This window comes from uncultured Lactobacillus sp. (assembly GCF_947367125.1).
Classification (GTDB): domain Bacteria; phylum Bacillota; class Bacilli; order Lactobacillales; family Lactobacillaceae; genus Lactobacillus.
In genome coordinates this window covers 1-26,045 of record NZ_CANBCQ010000012.1, presented here as the reverse complement: position 1 = coordinate 26,045, position 26,045 = coordinate 1, and the positions used below count along the sequence as shown (strand labels likewise).

The following is a 26,045-nucleotide window of genomic DNA, read 5'->3' as shown; positions in this document are numbered from 1 at the left end:
AGGCTACTAATTCAATTTTAGTAGCCTTTTGCTTCATAGATGATGTTGAACAATGCATTCAATATCGGTATAAACATTGATGAGATTGTCTTGGTAGTCATGAGAGACCCAATCTAAAATACGGATGAAAATTAAGCCAGAGATGCTCTGGATATGTTTGTTAGAAAGCTCGCTATTGAACAGTAATTTTTGGATTGCAACAAAAAGGGCATGATTTAGTTGTGTACGAATGCGACTACTCGCAAAATGATGGATGTTGCGATAATAGATCGCATCGGCTTCAATTTGGAGTAACAAACGATGAATTGTTTTGCGCAAGTTGCTTGATTGAAGGCGGGTAAAATAGTAATCTATTTCAAATTGCAAAATTTGGCAAAACAAGTCATCAAAATTCTTAAAGTTACGGTAAAAAGTACCACGGCTAATCTTGGCAGCTAAACAAAAATCTCGGATTGAATACTTATCAATTGTCCTTTGTGAAAATTCCCTTTTTAATACATTTTCAAAAAACTGGATGTACATTATGTTTTCCTCCTAATGCTAGTCTAGTTTTTGTGTTCATCCAACACGTTGATATAGAATATATCAGTTAATATTTAGCTTGGCAATACTATTTTTAAATAAAAATAACTTAATAGTTGGTGTAAGCTGAAGCAATATCATAATTTCGCTTAAAAATTATTTGAGAAAAATTTCGTTAGTAAAAATAAACTTGCTTGTTTTGCTAAATAACTAGAAAAAATAAAGGAAAAAGCTGATATAATAGCATTTTAAAAGATAACGTGATAGTAGAGTAAATCAGCCAATTATTAATATTAACTAATGATGGCGAATAAATTAGATAACTCAATTGAAAAGATACACGTTTTTGCTTATTTAAGCAGGATTTTGACGAAAAAAAGACAAAATAAAAAGAGTTCAAACGGCTGACTGTACCATTTAAACTCTTGGATTAGGAAACTTTATTAAGTTCTAACTACAGCGTCAATTTTAACGGTTAAATTTTCTGTAGTTTTGGATGTAACGCTTAGCAACGCCCATCATGTGAACACTAACTTTACTTTCGTCACCCTTTAAACCGCTAAAGCTAACACCAAAGTATTTAGTCTTAGCATCGTAACTCTTGGTACGGCAACCAAGTAAGTCACCAGCGTGTTCCCATTCAATATATCTTGATGAATCATTCATTTGACTATCAGCACCTGAGAAACCACCGAAAAGCATTTGCTTAACGTTGAAGTAAATTTGGTTCTTCAATACTGACATTGGACGTAAGTTAGTGTGATAAGTTGAAGAAATAGGTAAACCAGCTTCATCTTCATAAACTTGTCCTACTCTTGAGTTAAGTCCTGAAGCTTTAGCTGCGCGTTCAATTCCAGCAACATAGTGGTCGGCATCCCAGCAAGATCTGTTGTGACTGTAGTATTCTTTAGCTACGCGATTTGCAAAAGTTAAAGCACCTTTTTTATAAGTCCAGCCTTGCTTGCCAAGTTGATGACGAGCAGAATTAATTAAACTTAAAGTATATTCGCTCAATTCTCTTTGTTGGCCAGCGGTCAATTTGGTCACGTTAACAAGAGTATTGTCTGAGCCAGCACCACTGTCGGTGTTTTCTTTCATGCCTTTTTTAGAAGCATTGATTAATGCCTTACTTGCTTTACCAGTTTGGTTCCACTTAATAATGGCACTCTTGGTATAGCCTGAAGGCAAATTGATTGAAGCAGCTTGTACAGTGGTTTCAGCGTTATTGTTATTGTTTAGGATAGCAATGCTTCCACCTACTAAAGCGGCTGCGATACTAATGGTTGATAAAAGTCTAACATTCTTTGTCATTTTTCCTAATCCCCTATATTACGAAAAGAATTCCCAATGTATAAACCATTTTTTCTTCAAGGAGTAGTCAATTCCTTGAAGCTCGTTATAAGTCTCTTCATTGATTGATACTAGCATTATTGACGGTAAAGTCTATACATGAAAAGTTTTAATAACGGATTGTATAAAATAAAAAATATGTATGTTATTTTTTAAAGCGTTAATGGATAAAGGTTTGAGACACAGACTTTCCAAAACTATACGATTAATAAATAATTTAAAATTTTTTTGCCAAAGGGGGCAAATATGTAATAAAATATATAAAAATAGCCACAGTTATATATAAAGCTATAAAAGACTAGAATTAAGAATACAGATAAGATCAGTACTTAGCGGAGATATGCTTTATTTTTTATTTTAAATATAGAATATGAAAGCGGAATCTAAATTTAGACGTTTAGTAAAACCAGACGATACAAAATATGGTAATTTACGCCTTTTTAGCCATATCTTGTAATTAATACTATACAAATACAGATATAGGACACTCATTTACGTAGCTAATTAAATGTTCAAATTATGGCATTTATTCTGGAATTGCTTGCTACCTTTTTTGAAGATGGCATGATATTCTTTTCTTAAAGTAAAAAATACATTGGGTAAGAAAACGAGATGCTGTTTGTAATTGATCTATTAAGATAAAGGGGGTTAACATGAAAAAACTATTATTATTGTCAACCGGAGGTACGATTGCTTCTGTTGCTTCTGATGCCGGACTAGTGCCTAAGGAAACCGGTGAAGAATTAATCAAGATGTTGGGAAAATTACCATATAATATTCAAGTACGGGATATTCTTCAGTTGGACTCTTCCAATATTCAACCAGAAGAATGGGTGTTTATTGCGAAAACTATTTATAAGTATCGCAATGATTATGATGGCATTGTTGTTTCTCACGGAACTGATACGATGGCTTATACGGCTTCCATGTTGGCCTTTATGCTGAAAAATATTAATATTCCAGTTGTTTTAACTGGAAGTCAGGTGCCAATTAACGTTGTCTTAAGTGATGCGCATGACAATTTGCGTTTAGCTTTTGCTGCTGCCGCAACTTGTCCGCCAGATATTTATTTGGCTTTCCATAATAAGGTAATGTTGGGTTGCCGTAGTGTAAAAGTGCGGACAACTAATTTTGATGCCTTTGAAAGTGTTAATGTCCCACCAGTAGCGACCGTTTCTTCTGATGGTTTGGTGTTTAATCCAGATAATTTTCCAAAAAAGCATCATGGCCAGCCAAGTTTAAATACTAAGATTAATTCTCATGTCTCGCTGGTAAAACTGTTTCCTGGTTTTGATCCTGATTTGCTGTTTGCAATGGTTGATAGTGGCTGTCGCGGGATAGTCATTGAAGCTTACGGCTTAGGTGGAATGAACTTTATTCGGCGGAATATGGTAGCCGCAATTGGTAAGCTGATTCGGCAAGGGATTCCGGTGATCGCCAGCAGCCAGTGTTTATATGAGCGTAGCGATTTAACCAGATATGAAGTTGGGCGTGAGGCTTTGCTTGAAGGAGCAATTTCTGCCTGTGATATGACTTCTGAGAGTGCCATTACCAAATTAATGTGGGCCTTAGGTCAAGGAATGGATGTCCACCAAGTAGCAGAATTCTTTAGAACGAATGTGGCTGGAGAGGTAACTCTTAAGTAAAGGTAAAAAATATTACAATTGTATTAATTGTAACCGCAATTATCCCATAACGATGGGCTTCTTGTATAATAAGATATATAAGGAGCTGGGTTATTCATGAAGAGTAAGGTTTTGCAAAAAATATGGCTTGTAGCTGCTGCGATCGGAATTGGGGTATCCCTCTTTATCAATAATTCGCATCAGTTAATCGAATCAGATGCCAAGACAATCTCTAACGCAATTATTAAAATAAAATAAGGCTGACAGTCACGGAAGTGGCTGTTTTTTTGTATAATAAAGAAAAAGAATTGGATGTGAACAAGATGAATTTTGAAGAAGCTAGAAATAATTTACAAATGATTGAAGAGATGCTTAACCGCATGCCGTTAATTCATGGTGAAAATGATGTGTTTAAAGTTACGGCTGATGAAATGGATGATTTTTTGGCTAATGTAACACCTGATATGGACGGCAAGCAAGTTGTTGAAAAAGGAAAGAAGATTTTGCATACTTGCTTACAAGTGTTAAAGTTGCGTCAAAAAGATGAACGTTTAACGCCAGAACAAAATAGCTTATTAGCTGATATTGAAAAGTTGGGTTAAAGCTAAAATATGTTAAAATAGTTCTATAGAAATCGCTTACAAAAGAGGTGTACTTCATGGAACTTTTAATTGCTACACACGAAGGTTTAGCAACGGGCTTAATGGCAGCACATGATATGCTAGCAGGCAAGAATGATCAGATTTTAACGATTGAGTTAAATGACTCAGGGATCAGAGATTTTAAGGCTCGTTTCGCTAAAATTATGAATAAATATCAGAGTAGCCAAATTTTAGTTTTAACTGATTTGAAAAATGGTACGCCGCACTTGGTCGCTTCGGAATATGAGGACATGTATCCAGAGCGAGTGAGAGTAGTTAGCGGCGTTAATCTGCCGATGGTGCTAGAGCTTAGTCACAAGATGATTAATGCTAATTTGGATCCTAGCGCTCAAAAGGCGATCGAGGTTGGCCGTAGTCAGATTGATGTTGACCAAGTGGTTCAAGCTAAATAGAACAAAAAACGATAGCATTTGCTATCGTTTTTTGATTGGGCTAATTTTCAATTAAGCGGTCACTATTGAAAAATAGATTCTTAAATTTAGTCCAGCCTTTAACTAGTTCAACTTGGACAATTGAAAGTAAAGCTAATGCAAGCACGATCAACCATTGTCCGGCAGAAAGACTAGTCAGGTGAAATGCATTTTGCATTGCCGGAACAAAGAGAATGATTCCCATGAAAAAGGCCGAAATAATGAAGGCTATAATTAACCAAGGATTGTTGCCAGCCGATCTTTGCCAGATCGGATCAGTATTAGAATGCTGGTTAAATGAACGAATCATTTGTGCTAAAGCCAAAATACTAAAGGCCATCGTTTGCCCCACAACTTGATTGCCGGTTTCTTTACCGATGAAGTAACCAGCTAAGGTGAGCAAGGCAACGAATAGTCCTTGCGTAATTACTCGAATAACTAGCTCTTTTTCAAATAAAGTACCAGCTTTAACGGGCTTGTGTTTCATGATATTCTTGCTTGCTGGGTCGACGCCAAGAGCCAATGCTGGCAAAGTAGCAGTTGCTAGGTTGACCCATAAGATATGCACAGCTAATAATGGGGCATCCCAGTTGAAAAGAGTTGCCGTAAATAAAGTAGTAATTTCAGCAATATTACCGACTAGCAAGAATTGAATTACTTTTTGAATATTTCGGTAAACGCGGCGTCCTTCTTTTATTGCCTGAGCAATTGTCGTAAAGCTGTCATCTAACAGAATCATGTCAGCGACATCTTTAGCTACATCAGTTCCCGTAACGCCCATCGCCACGCCAATATTGGCTGCTTTTAAGGCAGGTGAGTCGTTAACTCCATCACCAGTCATGGCGGTTACTTCGCCGTCACGCTTCAAACTTTGAATAATTCGCAATTTATCAGCGGGCGAAACTCGGGCAAAAACAGTTGCTTTTTTAACAGCTTGATCTAATTCTGCATCAGACATCTGTGCTAATTCAGTGCCTGAAATTGCCCAATCACCTGGCTGAAAAATATTTAGCTTTTTGGCAATCGCTAAAGCCGTCACCTTGTGATCACCAGTAATCATGATGGTGCGAATACCGGCTTCACGACAAGTCTTAACTGAGGCAGCGACTTCCTGGCGGGGTGGATCGATCATACCGACCACGCCAATAAAGGTTAAATTATTTTCTAAATCAGCCTCTTGCTCCGGCATATTTGGTATGACTTTAGTCGCAAAGCCCAATACCCGCAAGGCATCTGCTTGCATTTGGTGGGACAAGTGTGCAATTTGCTTTTTGTCTTGGGCAGTAATTTTCCGTATGCCTTGAGCAGTCATGATGTTGGTACATAACGGCAATAATTCGTCTGTTGCGCCTTTAGTAAAGACAGTCAATTGTCTGTTAATTTTGTGTAAAGTAGTCATCCGTTTTCGATCTGAGTCAAAAGGCTGCTCAAATAAACGAGGGAATTCCCGCTTTAAATCGGCTTGTTTAAAACCAAGCTTTTGTGCAAACGGAATCAAGGCTACTTCAGTAGGATCGCCAATTTCTTTTTGATCCGTAATGCTGGCGTCGTTACACAAGGCACTAGCATAGGCTAAAGCCTGGGTGGCTGGATTTGCTTTAAGCTGTTCAACTGTTTTTTGCTCAGTAAAATCCACTGTTGCTGCTTTGGTAACGGTCATTTTGTTTAAAGTTAAGGTACCGGTTTTGTCGGAACAAATAACTGTAGCGTTACCCAAGGTTTCGACTGCAGGTAATTTTTTAATCAAAGCCTTGCGCTTAACCATCCGCTTGACGCCCAAAGCCATAACAATTGTGGCGGTTGCTGGCAAGCCTTCAGGAATAATTGAAATTGCTAGTGAAATAGCAACTAAGAATTGTGGCAAAAGTGGGCGGCCATAGAAGGCACCAATTGCGAAAACTAAACTACAGATGATTAGTCCAATAATGGTTAAAACCATCCCTGCCTTAGCTAATTTTCGTTTTAATGGCGTCTGGACCTCAGTTTGATCTTCCAGCATACCAGCAATAGCGCCAACTTCAGTCTGCATTCCAATTGCCGTTACGATCCCTTTACCGCGACCGTAAGTCACAATTGATGAAGAAAAGGCCATGTTGGTGCGGTCACCAAGAGCACAATCAGGCTTTAAAACGGCAGTGGCATCTTTTTCAACTGGAACTGATTCGCCAGTGAGGGATGCTTCTTGGATCTTTAAATTGGCTGTTTCAAGCAAACGTAAGTCGGCCGGTACCATGTCACCATCGTGCAGGTTAACCAGATCGCCAACTACCAATTCTTTGGCTAGGATGATTAATTCCTTGCCGTTACGAATAACGTTAGCAGTAGGAGCTGACATATCGCGCAAAGCAGCTAGAGATGATTGGGCCTTTTTCTCTTGGATCACACCGATTAGCGTATTAAGCACCACGATTGTGGCAATAATAATTGCCTCAGTATATTCACCAAAAATAGCAGCCAAAACTGCCGCTACTAATAAAATTCCAATCATCGGATCAAAAATTTGCTCTTTGACCATTTGAATTGTGTTTTTAGGAGGTTTAGCGGTGAGTTCGTTTAAGCCCTTTTGCTGGCGTATTCGAACTTCATCGTCAGTTAAACCTGTTTCCGTTGTTTTTGTGTTTTGCAAGACCTCGGGCTGAGTAAGGGTCCAAGGCTTTTGTCTGTGATTATCCATCGTGGATTAACCACTCCTTTCATAAAAAAATAATGGGAAACGACCTACTAGCATAAGCCGTTCCCCATTTGAGAAACCTATTCAGTTTTCATTTGCGTATCGGCAGCGTCGGAGGCGCTTCTCGGTATGTAAACTATAGTATTTATTTTATCATATAGTGACACAGTGTCAAAGCAATCATTAATGATGAAAGAGATCTTTAATTTTTCTTAACCAGTTTTTAGAAGCAGGAGCTTGTTTTTCTGTTGTTTCAGGTTGAGTTAATGCTTCGTCCTGCTTTGAACTAGAATAGTGCTTAACATTTTTAGGCATTTTGTGACTGTGTTCTGTTTGTTTTGCCTTAGCATTTTGATGATCATGCAATTTAATTGGTTTAGGCTGCTTATTTTGGCGAGAATAATAGTGGCCTTCGTCGGTTTGGGCTTCCATGGCAATATCGGGGCGCAAATAATACAGATCTTGACTATCGTAGCTGTTAATTAAAAAGACCAAAATATCGTGCAAGTCACAAATACAGCGCCAGGCTTGCTTTTGGTCGGGCTCAATTTTACTATCGTGAACTGCCGCGTTTCCCATTCGGCGTACTTCGTCAAAGAGATCCATAATTGAGAGCGGATAGTCCAATTCAATCCGCAAATAATGGGTATCATTGCGCAAGGTCCGGCGTTCTCCTGCAGGAACTTGGTAATATTGATTGAGGTTTTCTAATTTAAAAATCTTTTTGGTTAAACTCTCTAGTAATAAACGTGAATTGGTGATCACGTCGCGATAGTCCGCAATTGTGTATAACTTGTGGATTTTTTCAGCAGTGGGAAATGTCTCACTGAAGCTGCTATTTTTGATAAAATTAAAATTTACTTCCACGGTTAAATCCCTTTCTAGAATTGGATAGTGCTACCAGTATCATAAAAAGTTTTACTTAGTTTGTGAATGAAAGATGTTTGCTTTTTTGCATCAACTTGTTAATCTAAGTAAAAAGGATTTGCAAAAAAAGGTGTTTATTAATGAAAAAACATAAAAAAATTTGGCTATGGGGAATAATTATTATTCTAATTGGCGCAGCTTGGTTGGGCGGCAACTTTTATTATACTAAAGAGCGACAGATTAACCGGATTGTGGCTAATTTGCAGGAGCCTAAAAATGGGATGGCACAATATGTTACGGCTTCAACGCCTGATATGGAAGTAACAGATAAGTCACTCAAGCCGCTGCAGAACTATTTTAAGGAGCATCATAGTGCTGCTAAGCGGTTAGCTCATAATTTGCGGCATGATCGAGATCATGGTGAAATCAAACTAATTGAAGATGGTCGCTATTTCCTGCTTTTTCCAAAATATAAGTTATGGATCCAAGTATATCGGCCGCAAGTTAAGACTAACCATGCTGGTTCAACTTTGACCGTTAACCAAAAAGATTATGGTGAAATGGAGGGCGACAATCAGAATTATTATCAAGACTTAGGCTTAGTTTTTCCTGGTCGCTATCACATTTTAGTTAAATCCAAGGTAAATGGTCGCAAGTTAGATGCCGATTCAATTGTTAATATTTGGTCGAATAAGACAATTGATATGAAAATTAAGACGGCTACTTTCCAAGTCCGCAGTGTTCCTGGCAGCACTATCTATGTCAATGACCGCAAGGTAGGAAAATTGAATGATCATGGCAGCTATACTTTTAAGAATTATCCGATTGCTAAGCGGATGGAAATTTACATTAAGAGTAAAGCTGACGGGAAAACGATTAAGTCAGAAAAAGTAACTGATTTGGCGCAATCAATTAGTTCTGAATTTGCCAATAGTGAAGATGACGTTACTGATTATGACGGAACGGCTGAATATCAAGGTAATGGCGAAAAGGACGTTTATCAAGATGCGGAAGGCGACTATATTGTTAACCCAATCTGGCCGGGATTAATTAAGGCCGAGGATGCAGCCAAATTGCTTTATAACAATTTTAAGGCGCCAAATGAACTTGATTTTGAAAAGGGTAAAGAGAATGCTGACTATAAAGAACTAGCTAAGCAGCTGAAGAAATGGCATCATCAAAAGGGCTTGAAAAAAATAAGCGTTCAAGTCAAGGTGCTTTCTGTTTTGCCAGGTCAGCGCAATTATAGCAAGGTTGATTATGAAGTAACTTTAACTAGAAAGTATAAGAATAAGCGTAAGAAGACGGAGCGACTGTCATACCAAGATGCAATTTTCCATCAAAAAGATGGTCATCAACTTATTCAAACACTTGGTAATGCTAAATTAATAAAAACTAAAAAAAGTAAATAAAAGCTGATTAAATCAAGGTTTGTCACGGTTGAAAAACGGTGACAAGCCTTTTTTAGTTAAAAAACAAATTGACAAGATCACTATGTTATATTACTGTATTAAGTAAATAATACAGTAAAACAAAAAACAGCAGGAATGAGGACAAAAAAATGAACGAAATTTTAAAGGTTGACCAAGTCACCAAAACTTATGGCAAAAAAGGCGAGAAACAGTATCAGGCATTAAAAGGAATCAACTTTTCAGTAGCAACCGGTGAATTTGTAGCAATCATGGGCGCATCAGGTTCAGGGAAAACAACCTTGCTTAATATTCTTTCGACCCTAGATAAGCCGACAACTGGCAATGTTTTTATTAATAATCAAGATATCAGTAATTTGAATGCCAACCAGATGGCAGATTTTCGGAGTAAAGAAATAGGTTTTATTTTCCAAGATTTTAACTTACTAGAGAATTTGACGAATCGCGAAAATATTGCCTTGCCGCTGAGCTTGCGGGGGATTACCACTAATCGAATTAATCCACTTGTGGATAAAATTGCGGCCAAGTTAGGAATTAAAGGCATTTTGACAAAGTATCCAGCAGAAATTTCCGGTGGACAAAAGCAACGGGTTGCTTCAGCTCGGGCCTTAGTGCATGAGCCAGCAATGCTGTTAGCAGATGAGCCTACTGGTGCGCTAGATTCCAAGAGTGCGCGTGAATTGTTAAACACAATGGAAACTTTGAATCAACGCGATGGTGTAACTACTTTAATGGTTACGCACGATCCATTTTCTGCTAGTTTTGCTAATCGCATTCTGTTTATTAAAGACGGTAAGATTGGCGAGCAATTGACTAAAGAGAACAAATCGCGGACAGATTTTTACCATGATTTGATTGTTCACTTAGGTACTGAAGAATAGGGGGCGAGAAAAATGATTTGGAAGTTATCATTAACCGGGATTAAAAGCCGGCTCAAGGATTACACCGTCCTTTTCTCAGGATTAGTAGTAGCCAGCACAATTTTTTATATGTTCTTAACTTTGGCCGTCAATCCTGGTTTTATGAGTAAGGATGTTAATGCCCCAGGACAATACTTAAGCTTTATTTTTGGCTTTGGGATTGTGTTATTGGCGATTATTACTTTTGTTTATTTAGTTTATGCAAATACCTTTTTGCTTAGCATGCGCCAACATGACTATGGCATGTTCATGATGCTAGGAGCAAAAAGTTCTAAAATTGGGTTATTGATCTTTTGTGAAACCTTAATGACTGGGCTGTTAGCGACAGTACTTGGAATTGTTATTGGTTTTGGTTTAACTGCGATCGTAGCTAAGTTTTTAATCGTTAGTTTAGGTTTAAAAATTACCCATTTTCAAGTGATTTTGCCTAATGCAATTTTATGGACCTTGATTTTCTTTATTGCAATTTTCTTTTTAGCAGCATTGAGAAATGTGCATAAATTGGTTCGCAGCAAGGTGATTGACTTGTTGCATGAAGGTCAAAAGCCAGTTAAGTTAAGCCGTAAAAAAGGTTTAAAGGTTATTGAAGCAATCCTAGGCTTAGCGCTGCTAGCAGCAGGATATTACATTATGGGGATGCCCGCTAGTGCTATTTTCTTCATCATTCCAGCAGCACTAGTCACGATTGTGGCCGGGTCCTACTTTACTTTTGATTCTTTCTTCACGCTCATCATCAACTTTTTGCTTAAACGTAAAAACTACGCTTACCGCGGTATTCGCGTTTTTACCTTAGGGCAATTAAAATTCAGAATTCGTGATTATACCAGAATTCTGTCAGTTATCTCACTACTTTTCGCTTTAGCGCTTGGTGCTATTACTGTTGGACTTAACTTTAACTCATTAAAAGATCAGGCAGTTAAAAGTACCTATTACGATGCCACGATTGTAAAAAATACTCCAGCTGTGCAAAAAACTGTGGACAAATTGGATGTTAAAACAAAAACAACTTACCACTATGTTGCAACTAAAAAAGAACTTTACTTTATTAAAGATGAATTTGATAAAAAGCCATTACATGACATTGAATTCAAAACTCACGGCAATAACTTCCCAACTTACACGCCGTATACGCTCAAAACTAGTGAATTAGCTAAACCAAATAATCATGGCAGTACATTATTAAATACAATGGTTTCTCCTGCTGAAAGAAAAACAATTCGCTTAGTTTCCGCTAAAAAGTTGAATGCGATTAAGGGAGAAAAGAAATTCATCACCTTAATTACGGTTAATGATTTTGCCAAAGCTTATCCAACTTTGATGAAGCTAGAGAAAATGCAAATCAAGGCTGATCCGACTGCAGCACTAGCTCTTACTAATACCAAACCCTTCTCTTATCAAGCAATATTGGGTTTTATCAGTGGGTTTGAATTTATGGGCTTCTTCTTAGGAATTGCTTTCTTGACTATGCTAGCTTCAACTTTGATGTTCAAAGTTTTAAGTGGGGCTGCTAGTGACAAGATTCGTTACGAAATGCTTTACAAGATTGGTACTAGAAGGGCAGTCTTGGAAAAATCAATTAGAAGTGAAATTGGCGTTCTCTTCTTATTACCAGGAATTTTAGGCGTAATTGATGTTCTCTTTGGCTTACGATTATTTACTGCCTTGTTGCCAAAACCATATATGGGAATTTGGCTACCATTTACAATTTTCATTGTGCTTTATTTGATTTATTATCTAATTACGGTGAAGTTGTATAAGAATATTGTTTTGGATAAATAACAAAAAGCAGAGATTAGATGACGATGGTTATCTAATCTCTGTTTCTGCGTCGGCAGTGCACTTATTGTGAAAAATAAGGACTTGAGTAATGAAGAAATACATGTTACTTTAGTGTTAGTAAACGTTTACTAATAATTAAAAATAACAGAGCAAAACGAGACTATCAAGATAAATAAAAGTTGGTGAGCATTATGTGAGATACAACAAATGATTTTGTATTGAGTACTTCTTTAGTAACTATTTTGCAGGTAGATTTAGACTTAATACTAAGTAGCACCTGTTTTATTTAGAAGATTAGATGTCAAATTTGGTGAAGTTAGAGAAAATACTGTCAGTGCGTTAACTCAATTTGTTTAAATTGATATAACCAATTTAGCAGTTGGGGTACTGCAGTATTTATCAGACTGCTGAAGCTGCAGTGATGTTATCAACAACTATCGCGTATACTTATATCTTTGAGGGTACATTGTTGTACCAACTTTCTTAATGAACATTGCTTCAGTCATTTTCTATGTAACTTGTGTGAAGTAATAACAATAATATCTGAGCAACTACTTTTAATTGATTTTGACGAAATAAATTTAGCCTACTAAGATAGTGATAATAAACCATCCAAACGCTGCAATCATGTTTGGATAGGAAAATGATATGATTGGTTGCAACTAAGATTGAAAAAATTAATGTGGTAATAGCAAGCAAAAGTTCTTAAGAATTTTTCAAGCAAAAGCTCTTAAGAATTTTTATAGATGACTTTTCTCTTGATCTATAAGGAGGACCAGTTTTCATTAGCCAATAAGTGCAGCTATTCTGCCGTTAGGTACTTAATTAGTTGTATCATTTTGTTGGCGATGAAGAATTGGGAAAACTGTGAGTAAGACCTAAAAGCGGATACTTTTAGGTCTTTTTCATAACTAGCTATAAGATTTAGCTTAGAGTATATTGAGTACTAGAGCAATAAAAAATAAAAAATAGATTAAAAGGCTTAATTCTGAAAGAATATCAGAATCAAGCCTTTTATTGATTTAATGGTTAATTACCCTATATTTTTGTCTTAGCGTAAGATTAAAACATGTCCTTTTTTTTTTTTTTTTTTTAATAAAAAACGCGAGCAACGAAAAAATGGACAATTGCATTTGCACATAATTGCGTGTTATATTCGCCTTAGTGAGCGCTCATTATAGTCATAAAATAACGGAGCAAAGAAAGAAAAAATCTTTCTTGGGAGATCATTATGGTTGTCGATGAAAAGCAACTTGAGCAATTAGGTGCTTTTGAAATTAGTCAAAAGATGTTGGCATTAGCTCAAAAAAATGAAAAAAGTAATGTATTCTTAAATGCTGGTCGTGGCAATCCTAATTGGATTAACACTTTAGCAAGACTAGCATTTGCGAGATTGATGCAATTTGGTATTCAAGAGTCACGCCGCACTATTAATAATGGTGCTATGGCCGGTTATGTTGAAACTAATGGTATTCGGGAACGCTTAGAAGCATTTTTAGATCCCGAAAATAATCGAGAAGATCAATTTCTAGAAGATGTTTTAACTTATGTAAAAGACGAGTTAAAGCTAGATCAAGATGCGGTTGTAGCAGAAATAACTAACGGAATTGTAGGTAATAATTATCCAGTTCCGAGTCGTGTTTTGAAAAATAGTGAAGTTATTTTAAATGAATATTTGCAATCAACTTTGTATGGTAAGACTAAATTAGCCAAACATACAGAGCTGTTCCCAACAGAAGGCGGTACGGCAGCTATTGTTTATGCCTTCCATTCCTTGGCTGAAAATCATCTTTTGAAGCCAGGTGACAAGATTGCAATTAATACACCAATTTTCACACCATATTTGCAAATTCCAGAATTGAATGACTATGAATTAGTTGAAGTAGATTTGCGGTCGCGTGAAAAAGATAATTGGGAAATTAAACCATCAGAAATTGAGAAGTTGAGTGATCCTTCTATTAAAGCCTTATTTGTTGTAAATCCAACTAACCCAACTTCTAAAGCTTTCAATCATAAAGCCTTGTTAGCAATTGAACATGCAGTTAAGCAGAATCCAGAATTGATGATTATCACGGATGATGTTTATGGCACATTTGTATCTGATTTCAAGACAATTTATAGCGTCGCACCACACAATACAATGTTAGTCTATTCATTCTCGAAGTTATACGGCGCAACAGGTTGGCGTTTAGGATTAATTGCTTTAAATAAAGATAATGTTTTTGATAAAAAGATTTCGGAACTGGGATCAAAGAATAAAGCAGAATTGCATGAGCGTTATGAACATGTAGTAATTGATCCAGATAAGATGAAATTTATTGACCGGATGGTTGCCGATAGTCGTTCTGTAGGACTTTATCACACCTCAGGTTTATCAACACCGCAACAAATGATGGAAGTATTGTTTGCACTGACTCACTTGGTTTACGCAAACGGCTCAACTGATGCATATATTGACAAATCTAGAGCATTAGTAGGTGAGCGTTATGAGAAATTGCATAAGAGTATGGGTGCAAAGGAAGACGAAAGTCGGACTAGTGCGAAATACTACTCATTAATTGATATTTATCGAATCGCTGAAAGAAAGTATGGCAAAGCCTTTAGAGAGTACCTTGAAAATAACTTTGAACAGGTAGACTTTTTACTTAAATTAGCCAAAAAGAACGGTGTCGTTCTGATGGATGGTGTAGGATTCGGTAGCAAACCTGGTGAACTTCGAGTATCTGAAGCTAACTTGCCAACTGATGACTATGCATTAATTGGTAAACAAGTATTAGAGCTGTTAAGAGAGTACCATCATGATTTCGAAAGCCAAAATAAGTGAAAGGCGATGATAAATTATGTGGCACACAATAAGTAGTTTTGCATTGAACAATCCTTCAGTAGCTATTTTCCTAACTTTGGGATTAGGTTACTTTGTAGGGAGATTTCATATTAAAAGCTTTAAACTTGGAGCTACGGTTGGTGTTCTTTTAGTCGGTTTAGTAATCGGACAATTAGGAAAGTTCCAAATTGCGCCAGTTGTTAAAAACCTATTCTTTGATTTGTTTATTTTTACTATAGGTTATGAAGTAGGGCCAGCCTTTATTAACAGCTTTAAGAAAAAAGGCTTAAAATTTATTATTCAAAGTGTTGTCTTTACAGTCATTGCTTTTGTAGTGGCCTTTGGCTTATTTAAGGTTTTCCATGTCAAATTTGGCGAAGCAGGAGGAATTATCGCAGGTGCCTTGACCCAATCTGCATGTATCGGGACAGCAAACTCAGCAATTGAAGCACTGCATATTTCTCAAGCTGCTAAAACTGCGGCAATGTCACAAGTAGCAATCGCATATGCATTAACTTATGTTTTCGGTACGGTCGGCGTACTGATTTTCTTAAAGAATATTGCCCCGGTCATTTTGCACGTTAACTTACGTGAAGCAACTAAAAAGTATATTGAAAAGAATCATATTTCTTCAGGAACTACAGGAGTAAAAGTCTCAGCTAATATCCGTGTTAGAGCATTTAAACTGAATGCTGGCTGTGAATTCATAGGTAAGACTTTAACTGATTTTGACAAATTAAATCATGGCTTAGTAATTGAAGAAGTCATTAACGAAGATAAAATGCTAACTGCGGCAACCACAGTTTTGCAGGAAAATGATACTATCTTGGTTGTAGGCAATATTAAAGACTTTGCTGCATTTGCAGATAAAGATCCGAAGATGTCTGAACTTGATGCAAATAACTTCCCTCTTAACTTAAAGAGAGCAACGGTTTTATTGACCAAGGCATACAATTATCATGCATTAGAGCAAATGATGAGCAACGGCGTTATTATTGATTCTGCTTATCATGATGGAGAAAAATTAAGCGACTATAGCCGCTTAACTGTTGGTGACCGGATTACAATTATCGGGCCAGAGAACTACTTAAATAATTGTATTAAGACTATTGGTTATGAAAAAGTTGCAGGCACCAAGACAGATGTAAGCTACATGTCAATTGGGATTTTCCTAGGTATTCTCTTAGGTGCAATTGTAATTACAATTCATAAGATTCCATTGACTCTTGGTGGCGGTGGTGGTGCTTTGTTTGCAGGTTTATACTTTGGTTGGCTGCAACAGAAGCATCCTAACACAGGAATAATTCCTCCATCAACCAGATGGCTACTGAAGAGTTTAGGTTTGAACCTATTCATTGCAGTAGTCGGGTTACAAGCTGGTAGCGGATTTGTAACGGCATTAAAGGAAATGGGCTGGCTAGTATTTGTAATTGGTATTTTAGTATCAATTTTGCCACACTTATTAACTTTGTTATTTAGTAGATTTGTTTTAAAGATGAATATCGTAGATAACATCGGTTCACTTTGTGGTTCAGGTACTATCACAGCTGCTTTGAATGCTGTAAATGCAGAAACAGACTCATCAGTCTTTGCCTTAAGTTACACCCCAACTTATGCCCTAGGAAATATTTTCCTAACGGTTATGGCACCATTAATGGTAGCGCTGCTAGCGTAAGTTATGAGGTGGTAGATGCAAAGAAAAACTAAATTTCAAGCAAATAGTTAAAAAATACATATGTTGATTTGAAAATTGCACATAAAAACGCGTTGAGAAAAATTCTCAGCGCGTTTTTGCTATAAATGCATCAGGTTCCATTTTGGAATTTTGATTTTTCCTTGATCACTCATGGTCATAATTGTGATTGAGGCATTTCTAGGACCAGGTACTAGCGGAATATTATCGCCATAACGGTACCAGAGACTTCTAATAGTAAAGCCGTGAGTAACTAAAAGAATATTTTCAGCACCATCTAATTGGCTGATCAACTTAAAGCCATCATCAAGCCGAGCCCAGTATTCTGCCGCATTTTCAGCTTGATGGTAGGGATCAGCTTCTTTAATCCAATCTTTAATGGTATCGATGCTTTCGTGAGCGAACATTTCTTGTCGAGTTCCGTAGCCGTGGCTGCCGCCAATCATTCGCCAAGCCATCTCGGAATCCATTCCTTCAAAGTAGCCGTAGAATTGTTCGCGGAAAAATGGACTAGCAATGTGCTGCAGTTCGTCTTTATTGACGTTATGCTTCATAATGATCTCACAGGTGTCGCTGGCCCGCTTTAAGTCGCTTGATAAGGCAATATCAAAAGGAACTTCGCTTAAGGCTTTGCCGGCCTCATCAGCACCTTCAATTCCTGGGGTCGTTAATGGTGTATCGCACCAGCCCTGCATTTTGTTGTAACGGTTGATATAAGTTTGTCCATGACGGACAATGTAAATTCGTTTCATATTTTTCTCCTCGTAAAAAGCTCACCTCTTATTTTAGAAAAAAGAAGCGAGCTTTTAAAGTTAATTCCGTTCATGATAGATTTTTCTAACTGCTTTAATATCTTGCGGCTGGATTGTGTAGATTGAGCCTTTAGGATACATGACGGAAACGTTATTAGTATGGTTCAAGCCGATTGCGTGACCTAGTTCATGTTCGGCCGTGTTAATAATCCGACTATTACTATAGCCATACCATTGATTTTGTAAATAATAGCGATTCAGGTGAACTGTTGCCTTTAACAGATGTCCTGTCGCAGGATTATAAGTCGTAACTGTTTCGCCTGCGGCATTCGTATCACTTTCATCAACCGTATTGATGGTGATCTGGGCATCTTTTTTAATATTTACTTGATGAAAGGTAAAGGCACCTGTTCGATTCCAAGCGTTCATCGCGTCGATTGCAGCTGAGTGCAACTGGATATTATGATCGATGTCAACGTAGACCTTAGCTTCAGGATGCGACCAGACGCGGGTAGTGCTAGAACTATCATTTTCAGTTTTATCGGTATCAGTTTTTATAGTAGGATTATTTTTTTCGTGGTTAGGTGTGGTAATTGTGCCTGTCGTTAGTAATTCGTTAATGCGATAACTTAGGGTAGTTAGTGAATCTTGCATTGCCGTGCGAATATTGGGGCTATAGGTCCAAATACCAAAAGCGAGAAGAGCAAGCAAGAAGATATTTCTGATAAATCTAAAAAATGTTCTCAATAATATCACTCCAATACGCCAAAATTATAGTCTCTGAAAGTAAAATTTTCACCAAATTTAGCTTATGTTTTTGCTAACGAGCAAGAAAACTACTATGAAAGCGCTATTCATGATAAAATAGAATGCGAATTTTTAAGGAAAAGGTGATTAGATGGCTACAGCCAAAACTGAAAAAAACGAAAAAGCACTTGAACAAAAACACCTTGATAATATTATGGGTCAGATCAAGGACCGCGAAAAAACTTTAAAGAAATCTATCAAATCAGCTGAAGGCGAAGCAAGAGAGCTTAATTCACACTTTTTTGACGATGTTAAATTGGATTATGATGGCTATTCTACTTCAATGGAAACGGCCTTATCAATCCATCAGCAACAACAATTATTAAGTGAACGTGAACACGCTTGGCAACATTCAGCCAAGCAGTTAGAAACGGTGGAACGCTTAGAAAAGCGACCATATTTTGCTCGAGTTGACTTTAAGGAAAAAAATGAAGATCAAGCTGAAACGATCTATATTGGCTTGGGTTCATTTGCGGACAAAGATGATCATTTCTTAATTTATGATTGGCGAGCACCAATTTCTTCAATTTACTATGATGGTAAATTAGGCAAAGTTTCTTATAACTCGCCTGAAGGTGAAATTACCGTTGATATGACAAAGAAGCGGCAATTCATGATTGAAGATGGCAAGATCGTGAACATGTTTGATACCAATGAATCGATTGGCGATCAAATGTTGCTAGAGGTTTTGTCAGAAAAATCATCAACCCAGATGAAGTCAATTGTGACGACGATCCAGCAAGAACAAAACAAGATTATTAGAAATACCAGCGCTGATTTGCTTTTCGTGCAAGGAGCAGCTGGGTCTGGTAAGACTAGTGCTATTTTGCAAAGAATTGCCTTTTTGCTTTACCGTTATCGTGGCAATTTAACTTCTAGCGATGTCATTATGTTTAGTCCAAACCAACTTTTTAATGACTACATCAAGAATGTTCTGCCTGAAATGGGTGAGCAAAACATGGTGCAAATGACTTATTGGCAGTTTGTTGCACGGCGTTTGCCTGGTATGGAAGTTGAAAATTTATTTAGACAATTTGAAGACCAAACCGCCGATAGCAATATTTCTAAATTTAAGGATTCAGTTAACTTCTTTAATTTACTGACGCGGTATGCTAAGCGCTTGAACAAGCGGGGCGTCATTTTTAAGAATATTTACTTCCGTGATAAGAAGAAGCCATATTTTGATAAAGAAAAGATCAAGGAGATCTACTATTCTTTCAATGAAAATTACAATTTAGCTAATCGGATTGATGCAACGCGTGAAGAGTTAATTAAGATGCTCAACCGCAAGATTACGCCAGAAACTAAGAAGGCTTGGGTAGCTCATACCATCGAAGGGATGAGTCAGTCTGAATTAAATGAACTTTATGATCGTCCTGATCAGGAATTTGAATCAGAAGCCAAAGAAGAAGCCTTTTTAGGTAGAAAAATTGTTTTGGCTGCTTTAAAGGGCGTGCACAAGCGGATTTTACACAATCACTTTTTGAATATGCGGGCCCAATACTTGAGCTTCTTGCGGGCAGTGCCTAAGATGGTCGATTTGTCTAAGTGGGACATTGATGAAGCTGAATGGCTAGAGCATGTTGAAGGAGTCAAGAATAACTTTAAGCAACATCATATAGCGATGAATGACGTTTCAGCTTACTTGTATTTGTATGATTTGATTACTGGCCGTAGAACTGATTATGAGATGCGTTATGCCTTTATTGATGAAATTCAGGATTATACGCCATTTCAATTAGCTTATCTCAAGTATAATTTCCCACGGGCTAAGTTTACGATGTTGGGCGATTTGAACCAGGCGATTTTTACTAAGGATGAGAGCCGTAGCTTGCTCAAGCAAATCTCAGGTTTGTTTGATCCAGAAAAAACTGATGTGGTGCAATTGACCAAGTCTTATCGTTCAACTAAGGAACTGACTAATTTTACTAAGCAAATTCTGCGTCAAGGTGAAAAGATTGAAGCCTTTAACCGTAAGGGACCTAAGCCTATAATTTGGGGCAGAAAGAATGATGAAGAGGCATTAGATGTTTTAGTTAATGTGTTAAAGGACAATGAACAAAATAAGCGCACGACAGCGGTAATCACCAAGGACTTGGCCGCAGCTAAGTTTGTCCATGAAGAACTAGTTAAAAAAGGTGAAAAAGCAACTTTAATTGCGACAGCTAACCAGCGTTTAGTTGATGGTACATTAGTCATTCCATCTTATTTAGCTAAAGGATTAGAATTTGATGCAGTAGTCATGTGGGATGCTTCTAAAGCGGCTTACCATAAACTGGATGAAACTCAACTTGTTTATACTATTACTTCTCGTGCAATGTATAAGCTAGATATTATTTATACTGGAGAAAAGAGCCCATTGCTTGATGTTGATCCAGATACTTATGAAGAAAAATAATTGACAAAAGTTGCGGGATCATTTAAGATTTAAGTCAACATTAAAAACAACTTAGAACAGAAATAGTAATACTGGTCAAAGTAATAGAGAGTCTTTGCTGGTGGAAATAAGATATTTGCTAGTATGAATCACATCTGTGAGTTGGTCTTCTGAACAAAAGTAGGAAAATCCGGGATAGCCCGTTATAGCTAAAGGTTGATTATTGAACTTATTGAGGCAAGTTGCGTGAGCAATTTGTAAATATGAGGTGGAACCGCGATTACATTCGCCCTCGTAGCCGTTTGGCTATGAGGGTTTTTCTTTTAAGATAATCAACCTAGTGAGGCAAGTTGCGTGAGCAAGTGCAAACATGAGGTGGAAACACGATCCGTTCGTCCTCTTAGGCTAGTCCTAAGGGGGCTTTTTTATTAGGAAAGAAAAATGAAGGTGAGAGTATGTCATTAAGATATATTGCAGAAATTTTGCCCGCTCTTTTGTCAGGAGCAGGTATGACGTTAAGTATTTTTTTCTGGACGTTAATTTTAGCAACGCCATTAGGAATTTTGGTCTCATTAGGTGAAAAAAGTAAGTTTAAACCATTACGCTGGTTGGTTAACTTTTATGTTTGGATCATGCGGGGCACGCCCTTATTATTGCAATTAATTTTTGTCTTTTATGGCTTACCCATCATTCATATTGTCTTTCCGCGCTATCAAGCAGCCTTATTTGCTTTTGTTTTGAATTACGCGGCTTATTTTGCGGAAATTTTTCGTGGTGGTTTTCAGTCGATTGATGAAGGGCAATTTGAAGCAGCGAAAGTTTTGCGCTTGAACCGCTGGCAGACAATGACTAAGATCATTATTCCCCAGGTAATAAAAATTGTTTTACCATCAATTGGCAATGAGGTAATTAACTTGGTTAAGGATTCATCACTGGTTTACGTTATTGGCTTAGGCGATTTGCTTAGGGCCGGCAATGTAGCAATGGCTAGGGATGTAACTTTGGTGCCACTAGTATTAGTCGGTGTGATCTATTTATTGTTAATCAGTATTTGTGCCTTTGTTTTAAAGAAACTAGAAAAGCACTTTTCTTATTACAAGTAGTGGAGGTGAGAGCATGCTAGAAGTAAAAAAATTGAGTAAAGGATTCAATGGTCACCAAATTTTAAAAGATATTTCTTTTACTTTAAAAGATGGCGAAATTATGACCATTGTAGGACCATCCGGTGCTGGAAAGACCACGTTATTAAGAATCATTGCAGGGCTTGAAACTAAGGATAGTGGTCAAATTTTAATTGATGGCAAGCCTTATGATTCTGGCAAAGTTGGCGTAGTTTTCCAGGATTATAATCTTTTTCCTAATTTGAACGTTTTACAAAATATTACTTTGGCACCTACGTTGGTATTAAAAAAGAGTAAAGCTGAAGCAGAGCAGGATGCGCGTGTATTGTTAAAGCGTCTACAAATGAGTGGGCGTGAACAGCAATACCCTTATGAGTTATCAGGAGGCCAAAAACAGCGAGTAGCGATTGCTAGAGCCTTGGCTATGAAGCCGCGGATTCTTTGTTATGATGAGCCAACTAGTGCGCTAGATCCAAATTTACGTAGAAAAGTTGAGAAGATGATTTTAAGCTTGAAAAAATCTGGTTTAACTCAGCTGATTATTACCCACGACTTGAATTTTGCAGAGAATGTAGCGGATCAGATGCTCAAGGTTCAACCGTTAAGCGAGGATTAGGCAATGAAAAAATGGATTTTAGGTATCGTTTTGGCCATAATATTATTTTTAACTGGTTGCCAAAGCGTACAAAAAGAAGCTAATACTCAAGATACATGGAATAAGATTGCCAGCAAAAAGCAAGTGGTAATTGGCTTAGACGATAGTTTTGTACCAATGGGCTTTGAAAAGAAAAACGGCCAATTGACGGGTTATGACATTGATTTAGCTAAAGCAGTCTTTAGGCAATATGGCATTAAGGTGTCTTTTCAGACAATTGACTGGTCAATGAACGTTACGGAGCTGCGTAACGGTACGATAGACTTACTCTGGAATGGTTATAGCATTACGCCAGAACGTAAAAAGAAAGTAGCTTTTAGTCGGCCATATTTGCGCAATCGGCAGGTATTAGTAGTGAAAAAGGACAGTGGTATTAGGTCCTTTAAGCAAATGAAGCAATACGAATTGGGGATGCAAACTGGTTCAACGGCTGAGCAGTGGTATGAAACTAAGCAAGACGTGCTGCATGATAAGAAAACAGTTTTATATGATACGATCTCTAACTCATTCTTGGATCTGAATGCAGGACGAATTCAAGGAATTCTGTTAGATGAAGTTTATGCCGACTATTATATTGCTCACATGGCTAAAAGTAGCGAATACAAGGTAATTCAGAATGATCGCGTGCCAATGGACTTGTTTGCTGTAGGGATGCGTAAGGGAGACAAGACTTTGCACAAAAGGGTTAATGAAGGCCTGGTTAAGTTGCAAAAAAATGGTCAATTGCGCAAACTTAATAAAAAATGGTTTGACAGAAATAGTAGTTGGTTAGGTAAGTAATATGAAGATAGATGATTTTACTTTTAAAAAAATTGACGAAATGACGGGGAGAGAATTCTATTGCGTAGAAAAATTGCGCAACACGACTTTTGTGGCTGAGCAGAAAATAACTCTACCAGATTTAGATGATGCCGACTTAATTGCCTTTCAAGTCTATTTACTCAATCAAAAACAGACGACTGCCTTAGCGACTTGTCGTCTGTTTCAAGAAGATGGTAAATGGATGTTAGGTCGAGTAGCTGTATCAAAAGAAGCACGTGGACAGCAATTGGGGTCGAAAATGATTACAGCTGTGCATAAATTTTTATGGCAAAATAAGATTGATGTAGTTTACTGTCACGCTCAAATGCGGGTAAAGCCTTTCTATGATAGTTTGGGTTATCAAGTTGTAGGCGAACCGTTTGATGAAGGCGGCGTAGAACACGTGATGATGAAGAAGGACTTGAACTAATCAAGTTCTTTTTTGATTACTGGCACAATTTGGCTAACTAAAAATTCGTTGCCTTTGTCAGTTAAATGTTGACCATCGGCCTGATAATATGTCGATTTGTCCTTTAGCTGACGCATTGCTGGTAGAATATCCACAAAGGGTGCCTGCTCATTGTGCGCAACTTTTTTAGCAATGTTTTTAAAAAGATCTAAGCGTTCATCACCGTAATATTGGTTAATTTCAAAATTATTAGGATCGGGTAAACATAGGCCTACCACAATAGCTTTGCCTACTGCCGTAAGGATTGTAGTTAGATTCTTTTCATAGCTTTCAGGACTAATTCCCCAAGCTGTTGCGGCATCGTTATTGCCATATTCGACGACAACTAAATCATGCTTTTTAGGGATTTGAGCTAAATAGTCGACGCCTTCAACAGTTGTTGCCCCACTTTTAGAAATGTTTTCCACCTGTGCATAATCTTTTAGTTCTTGTCGGAATAAATTAGTTACTAAGTCGGTATTTTTACCATTGCGATAGCCATTGAAGATAGAATCACCGAATAGAATAATTTTTTTCATATTTTTAGCGCTTTCTATTATAATAAGTAAGTGTTTTAGAAGGAATATGGATACGATATATGAGAAATTATACGAATTTTAATAGAAATGAATGGGCAAAATTAGCTCCTTTAGATAAAGTAAATATTACCAAAGAAGAATTGGCCGATATTAAATCTCTGGGTGACGTAGTTGATTTAACCGATGTGCATGAGATCTATACCAGTCTGATCAGTTACATACATTTAGTTTACCAACAAAAAAAGAATGCGCAAAAAGCACAAATCGAATTTTTGCATAAAAGTTTTTCACCAGCTCCGTTTATTATCGGCATTTCGGGGTCAGTTGCAGTTGGCAAATCAACCACTGCGCGTTTATTACAATTGTTGCTCAGTAGAACCTATCCAGAATTGAAGGTACACTTGATGACCACGGATGGTTTTATTTATCCTAATGAGGAATTGAAACGCCGGGGCTTGATGCCGCGCAAGGGCTTCCCTGAAAGTTACAATATGACCTTGCTTAGCGACTTTTTGCGGGATGTCTTAAGTGGAAAAAAGGATATTGTATATCCTTTATATTCGCAGGAATTGAGCGATATTGTGCCCGGAAAATATGGTCATGTAAAGAATCCTGATGTGTTGATCATTGAAGGAATTAATACTCTGCAATTGCCTGAAAATGGGCAGGTGGTGACTAGTGATTTCTTTGATTTTTCAATTTATATTGATGCCGAAGAAGATTTAATTGAAGAATGGTACATGCAACGCTTTAAGAAGGTATTGAAACTAAATAAGGATAAACCGGATAACTTTTATTATGAGATGGCTAATGGACCATTAGATAAGGCAATGCAGCTAGCTGAAGAAACTTGGCAAATGGTCAATTTAGTCAATTTGCGTGAATATATTGCGCCAACTAAGCAGCGTGCCAGCCTTATTTTACACAAGACCGATGGTCATTTAATCGATCGCATTTACCTGAGACATATCTAATTTGGTATACTAGATATTATGAATACGATTTATTTACTGTTGATAAAAAAATTTGCGTTACCTCCAGCGTACTCTGACTAAAACACTAAAGCAGTTTAAGATAGAGTAAGGGAGAAAAAAGAATGGTACAAGCAATTAATTTGAAAAAAGGTATGATTTTTAGCCAAGATGGCAAATTGATCAAAGTTTTAAAGGCTAACCACCATAAACCAGGTAAGGGTAATACCGTTATGCAAATGGATTTGCGTGATGTTAAGAGTGGTGCAGTTGTCCACAAGACCATGCGTCCAACTGAGAAGGTAGATTTGGTTGAAGTAACTAAGAAAAAGGCCCAATATCTTTACGGCGAAGGTGATACTTATACTTTCATGGATACTGATACTTATGATCAATATGAAGTTTCAGCCGATCAATTAGGTGATGACGTTAAGTTTTTGATGCCTAACATTATGGTTGATATGGACTTTACAGATGATAACAAGATTATCGGTATTGAATTGCCATCAACTGTTGAAATGACCGTTAAGGAGACACAACCAGAGATTAAGGGTGCAACTGTAGCTGGTGGTGGTAAACCTGCTACTATGGAAACAGGCTTAGTTGTGCAAGTTCCTGATTTCATCAAGAATGGTGAAAAGCTGGTTATTGGTACCGAAAACGGTGATTACAAGTCACGTGCAGATAGTCAACCTAGATAAAAGATAAAAAATAATCCTCAACTTATGCATAAGTTGGGGATTATTTTGGCTCTATAATTTTTCCTGTTGATGACTTATCTATATGATAAGCTGTTAACAGGATTTTTTATTGCAAAAAAG

Annotated in this window: 23 protein-coding genes and 1 other annotated feature; of the genes, 16 read left to right on the top strand and 7 right to left on the bottom strand. The window is 37.2% G+C overall.

What is annotated here, in order from left to right; translation table 11 throughout:
- Positions 1-33: 33 nt before the first annotated feature.
- Complete coding sequence (locus Q0Y84_RS04735; RefSeq protein ID WP_297951387.1) at positions 34-522, bottom strand: TetR/AcrR family transcriptional regulator; 489 nt, start codon at positions 520-522, stop codon at positions 34-36.
- Between the two features lie 468 nt (positions 523-990).
- A complete protein-coding gene (locus Q0Y84_RS04730; protein WP_297951386.1) occupies positions 991-1,833 on the bottom strand; it encodes an SEC10/PgrA surface exclusion domain-containing protein in 843 nt (280 codons plus the stop codon).
- A gap of 692 nt (positions 1,834-2,525) precedes the next feature.
- Between Q0Y84_RS04730 and Q0Y84_RS04725 the strand changes: the two genes are divergently transcribed.
- The 4 genes from Q0Y84_RS04725 (at position 2,526) to Q0Y84_RS04710 (ending at position 4,551) form a co-directional block, all read left to right on the top strand.
- Entirely contained in the window at positions 2,526-3,518 is a 993-nt protein-coding gene (locus Q0Y84_RS04725) for an asparaginase (protein WP_297951385.1), read from the top strand.
- A 96-nt stretch (positions 3,519-3,614) separates the two neighbouring features.
- Entirely contained in the window at positions 3,615-3,755 is a 141-nt protein-coding gene (locus Q0Y84_RS04720; RefSeq protein WP_297951384.1) for a hypothetical protein, read from the top strand.
- 50 nt (positions 3,756-3,805) lie between these two features.
- Complete coding sequence (locus Q0Y84_RS04715) at positions 3,806-4,099, top strand: hypothetical protein (protein WP_366791464.1); 294 nt, start codon at positions 3,806-3,808, stop codon at positions 4,097-4,099.
- Positions 4,100-4,155: 56 nt separating this feature from the next.
- Positions 4,156-4,551 carry a PTS sugar transporter subunit IIA gene (locus tag Q0Y84_RS04710; RefSeq protein ID WP_297951382.1) on the top strand — a complete coding sequence of 132 codons (396 nt, stop codon included), beginning with the start codon at positions 4,156-4,158 and terminating at the stop codon, positions 4,549-4,551.
- A gap of 40 nt (positions 4,552-4,591) precedes the next feature.
- Here the strand turns inward: Q0Y84_RS04710 and Q0Y84_RS04705 are convergent, their stop codons facing one another.
- Both Q0Y84_RS04705 and Q0Y84_RS04700 read right to left on the bottom strand, forming a co-directional pair.
- Complete coding sequence (locus Q0Y84_RS04705) at positions 4,592-7,243, bottom strand: cation-translocating P-type ATPase (RefSeq protein ID WP_297951381.1); 2,652 nt, start codon at positions 7,241-7,243, stop codon at positions 4,592-4,594.
- A 180-nt stretch (positions 7,244-7,423) separates the two neighbouring features.
- A complete protein-coding gene (locus Q0Y84_RS04700; RefSeq protein ID WP_297951380.1) occupies positions 7,424-8,107 on the bottom strand; it encodes a hypothetical protein in 684 nt (227 codons plus the stop codon).
- A 140-nt stretch (positions 8,108-8,247) separates the two neighbouring features.
- On the opposite strand from Q0Y84_RS04700, the gene Q0Y84_RS04695 reads away from it, so the two are divergent.
- The 5 genes from Q0Y84_RS04695 (at position 8,248) to aspT (ending at position 16,735) form a co-directional block, all read left to right on the top strand.
- Complete coding sequence (locus Q0Y84_RS04695; protein ID WP_297951378.1) at positions 8,248-9,519, top strand: hypothetical protein; 1,272 nt, start codon at positions 8,248-8,250, stop codon at positions 9,517-9,519.
- A gap of 149 nt (positions 9,520-9,668) precedes the next feature.
- Positions 9,669-10,418, top strand: coding sequence for an ABC transporter ATP-binding protein (locus Q0Y84_RS04690; protein WP_297951376.1), 750 nt, complete (start codon positions 9,669-9,671; stop codon positions 10,416-10,418).
- 12 nt (positions 10,419-10,430) lie between these two features.
- Positions 10,431-12,236 carry an ABC transporter permease gene (locus Q0Y84_RS04685; protein WP_297951375.1) on the top strand — a complete coding sequence of 602 codons (1,806 nt, stop codon included), beginning with the start codon at positions 10,431-10,433 and terminating at the stop codon, positions 12,234-12,236.
- A 1,231-nt stretch (positions 12,237-13,467) separates the two neighbouring features.
- Complete coding sequence (locus Q0Y84_RS04680) at positions 13,468-15,060, top strand: bifunctional aspartate transaminase/aspartate 4-decarboxylase (RefSeq protein WP_297951373.1); 1,593 nt, start codon at positions 13,468-13,470, stop codon at positions 15,058-15,060.
- A gap of 16 nt (positions 15,061-15,076) precedes the next feature.
- Positions 15,077-16,735, top strand: coding sequence for an aspartate-alanine antiporter (gene aspT / locus Q0Y84_RS04675; RefSeq protein WP_297951372.1), 1,659 nt, complete (start codon positions 15,077-15,079; stop codon positions 16,733-16,735).
- A gap of 119 nt (positions 16,736-16,854) precedes the next feature.
- On the opposite strand, the gene Q0Y84_RS04670 is transcribed toward aspT, so the two are convergent.
- Positions 16,855-17,505 carry a histidine phosphatase family protein gene (locus Q0Y84_RS04670; RefSeq protein ID WP_297951371.1) on the bottom strand — a complete coding sequence of 217 codons (651 nt, stop codon included), beginning with the start codon at positions 17,503-17,505 and terminating at the stop codon, positions 16,855-16,857.
- Positions 17,506-17,565: 60 nt separating this feature from the next.
- Entirely contained in the window at positions 17,566-18,252 is a 687-nt protein-coding gene (locus Q0Y84_RS04665) for a matrixin family metalloprotease (protein WP_297951370.1), read from the bottom strand.
- A 151-nt stretch (positions 18,253-18,403) separates the two neighbouring features.
- On the opposite strand from Q0Y84_RS04665, the gene helD reads away from it, so the two are divergent.
- From helD to Q0Y84_RS04640, 5 genes are all read left to right on the top strand, one after another.
- Complete coding sequence (gene helD / locus Q0Y84_RS04660) at positions 18,404-20,710, top strand: RNA polymerase recycling motor HelD (protein ID WP_297951369.1); 2,307 nt, start codon at positions 18,404-18,406, stop codon at positions 20,708-20,710.
- 43 nt (positions 20,711-20,753) lie between these two features.
- Positions 20,754-20,986 (top strand) — a binding site (T-box leader).
- 158 nt (positions 20,987-21,144) lie between these two features.
- The gene (locus Q0Y84_RS04655) at positions 21,145-21,792 is read left to right on the top strand and encodes an amino acid ABC transporter permease (RefSeq protein ID WP_297951368.1); all 648 of its coding nucleotides are present in this window, start codon (positions 21,145-21,147) and stop codon (positions 21,790-21,792) included.
- A gap of 13 nt (positions 21,793-21,805) precedes the next feature.
- Positions 21,806-22,426 (top strand): amino acid ABC transporter ATP-binding protein, encoded by a 621-nt coding sequence (locus Q0Y84_RS04650; RefSeq protein ID WP_297951367.1) that lies wholly within the window; start codon positions 21,806-21,808, stop codon positions 22,424-22,426.
- Between the two features lie 3 nt (positions 22,427-22,429).
- Positions 22,430-23,245 carry an amino acid ABC transporter substrate-binding protein gene (locus Q0Y84_RS04645; RefSeq protein ID WP_297951366.1) on the top strand — a complete coding sequence of 272 codons (816 nt, stop codon included), beginning with the start codon at positions 22,430-22,432 and terminating at the stop codon, positions 23,243-23,245.
- Position 23,246: 1 nt separating this feature from the next.
- On the top strand, positions 23,247-23,696 hold the full coding sequence (locus Q0Y84_RS04640; RefSeq protein ID WP_297951365.1) for a GNAT family N-acetyltransferase: 450 nt from the start codon (positions 23,247-23,249) through the stop codon (positions 23,694-23,696).
- Here the strand turns inward: Q0Y84_RS04640 and Q0Y84_RS04635 are convergent.
- A complete protein-coding gene (locus Q0Y84_RS04635; protein ID WP_297951363.1) occupies positions 23,693-24,253 on the bottom strand; it encodes an SGNH/GDSL hydrolase family protein in 561 nt (186 codons plus the stop codon). The genes Q0Y84_RS04640 and Q0Y84_RS04635 overlap by 4 nt on opposite strands.
- 59 nt (positions 24,254-24,312) lie before the next feature.
- Here Q0Y84_RS04635 and coaA point away from each other — a divergent pair, with 59 nt between their 5' ends.
- Both coaA and efp read left to right on the top strand, forming a co-directional pair.
- Positions 24,313-25,227 carry a type I pantothenate kinase gene (gene coaA / locus Q0Y84_RS04630; RefSeq protein ID WP_297951362.1) on the top strand — a complete coding sequence of 305 codons (915 nt, stop codon included), beginning with the start codon at positions 24,313-24,315 and terminating at the stop codon, positions 25,225-25,227.
- Positions 25,228-25,349: 122 nt separating this feature from the next.
- Positions 25,350-25,925, top strand: coding sequence for an elongation factor P (gene efp / locus Q0Y84_RS04625; RefSeq protein ID WP_089146071.1), 576 nt, complete (start codon positions 25,350-25,352; stop codon positions 25,923-25,925).
- Positions 25,926-26,045 lie beyond the last annotated feature (120 nt).

Bases quoted from the DNA above. Each gene is read 5' to 3' on its own strand.
- Q0Y84_RS04735 (WP_297951387.1), bottom strand. From the start codon at position 522: ATGTACATCCAGTTTTTTGAAAATGTATTAAAAAGGGAATTTTCACAA.
- Q0Y84_RS04730 (WP_297951386.1), bottom strand. From the start codon at position 1,833: ATGACAAAGAATGTTAGACTTTTATCAACCATTAGTATCGCAGCCGCT.
- Q0Y84_RS04725 (WP_297951385.1), top strand. From the start codon at position 2,526: ATGAAAAAACTATTATTATTGTCAACCGGAGGTACGATTGCTTCTGTT.
- Q0Y84_RS04720 (WP_297951384.1), top strand. From the start codon at position 3,615: ATGAAGAGTAAGGTTTTGCAAAAAATATGGCTTGTAGCTGCTGCGATC.
- Q0Y84_RS04710 (WP_297951382.1), top strand. From the start codon at position 4,156: ATGGAACTTTTAATTGCTACACACGAAGGTTTAGCAACGGGCTTAATG.
- Q0Y84_RS04705 (WP_297951381.1), bottom strand. From the start codon at position 7,243: ATGGATAATCACAGACAAAAGCCTTGGACCCTTACTCAGCCCGAGGTC.
- Q0Y84_RS04695 (WP_297951378.1), top strand. From the start codon at position 8,248: ATGAAAAAACATAAAAAAATTTGGCTATGGGGAATAATTATTATTCTA.
- Q0Y84_RS04690 (WP_297951376.1), top strand. From the start codon at position 9,669: ATGAACGAAATTTTAAAGGTTGACCAAGTCACCAAAACTTATGGCAAA.
- Q0Y84_RS04685 (WP_297951375.1), top strand. From the start codon at position 10,431: ATGATTTGGAAGTTATCATTAACCGGGATTAAAAGCCGGCTCAAGGAT.
- Q0Y84_RS04680 (WP_297951373.1), top strand. From the start codon at position 13,468: ATGGTTGTCGATGAAAAGCAACTTGAGCAATTAGGTGCTTTTGAAATT.
- aspT (WP_297951372.1), top strand. From the start codon at position 15,077: ATGTGGCACACAATAAGTAGTTTTGCATTGAACAATCCTTCAGTAGCT.
- Q0Y84_RS04670 (WP_297951371.1), bottom strand. From the start codon at position 17,505: ATGAAACGAATTTACATTGTCCGTCATGGACAAACTTATATCAACCGT.
- helD (WP_297951369.1), top strand. From the start codon at position 18,404: ATGGCTACAGCCAAAACTGAAAAAAACGAAAAAGCACTTGAACAAAAA.
- Q0Y84_RS04655 (WP_297951368.1), top strand. From the start codon at position 21,145: ATGTCATTAAGATATATTGCAGAAATTTTGCCCGCTCTTTTGTCAGGA.
- Q0Y84_RS04650 (WP_297951367.1), top strand. From the start codon at position 21,806: ATGCTAGAAGTAAAAAAATTGAGTAAAGGATTCAATGGTCACCAAATT.
- Q0Y84_RS04645 (WP_297951366.1), top strand. From the start codon at position 22,430: ATGAAAAAATGGATTTTAGGTATCGTTTTGGCCATAATATTATTTTTA.
- Q0Y84_RS04640 (WP_297951365.1), top strand. From the start codon at position 23,247: ATGAAGATAGATGATTTTACTTTTAAAAAAATTGACGAAATGACGGGG.
- Q0Y84_RS04635 (WP_297951363.1), bottom strand. From the start codon at position 24,253: ATGAAAAAAATTATTCTATTCGGTGATTCTATCTTCAATGGCTATCGC.
- coaA (WP_297951362.1), top strand. From the start codon at position 24,313: ATGAGAAATTATACGAATTTTAATAGAAATGAATGGGCAAAATTAGCT.
- efp (WP_089146071.1), top strand. From the start codon at position 25,350: ATGGTACAAGCAATTAATTTGAAAAAAGGTATGATTTTTAGCCAAGAT.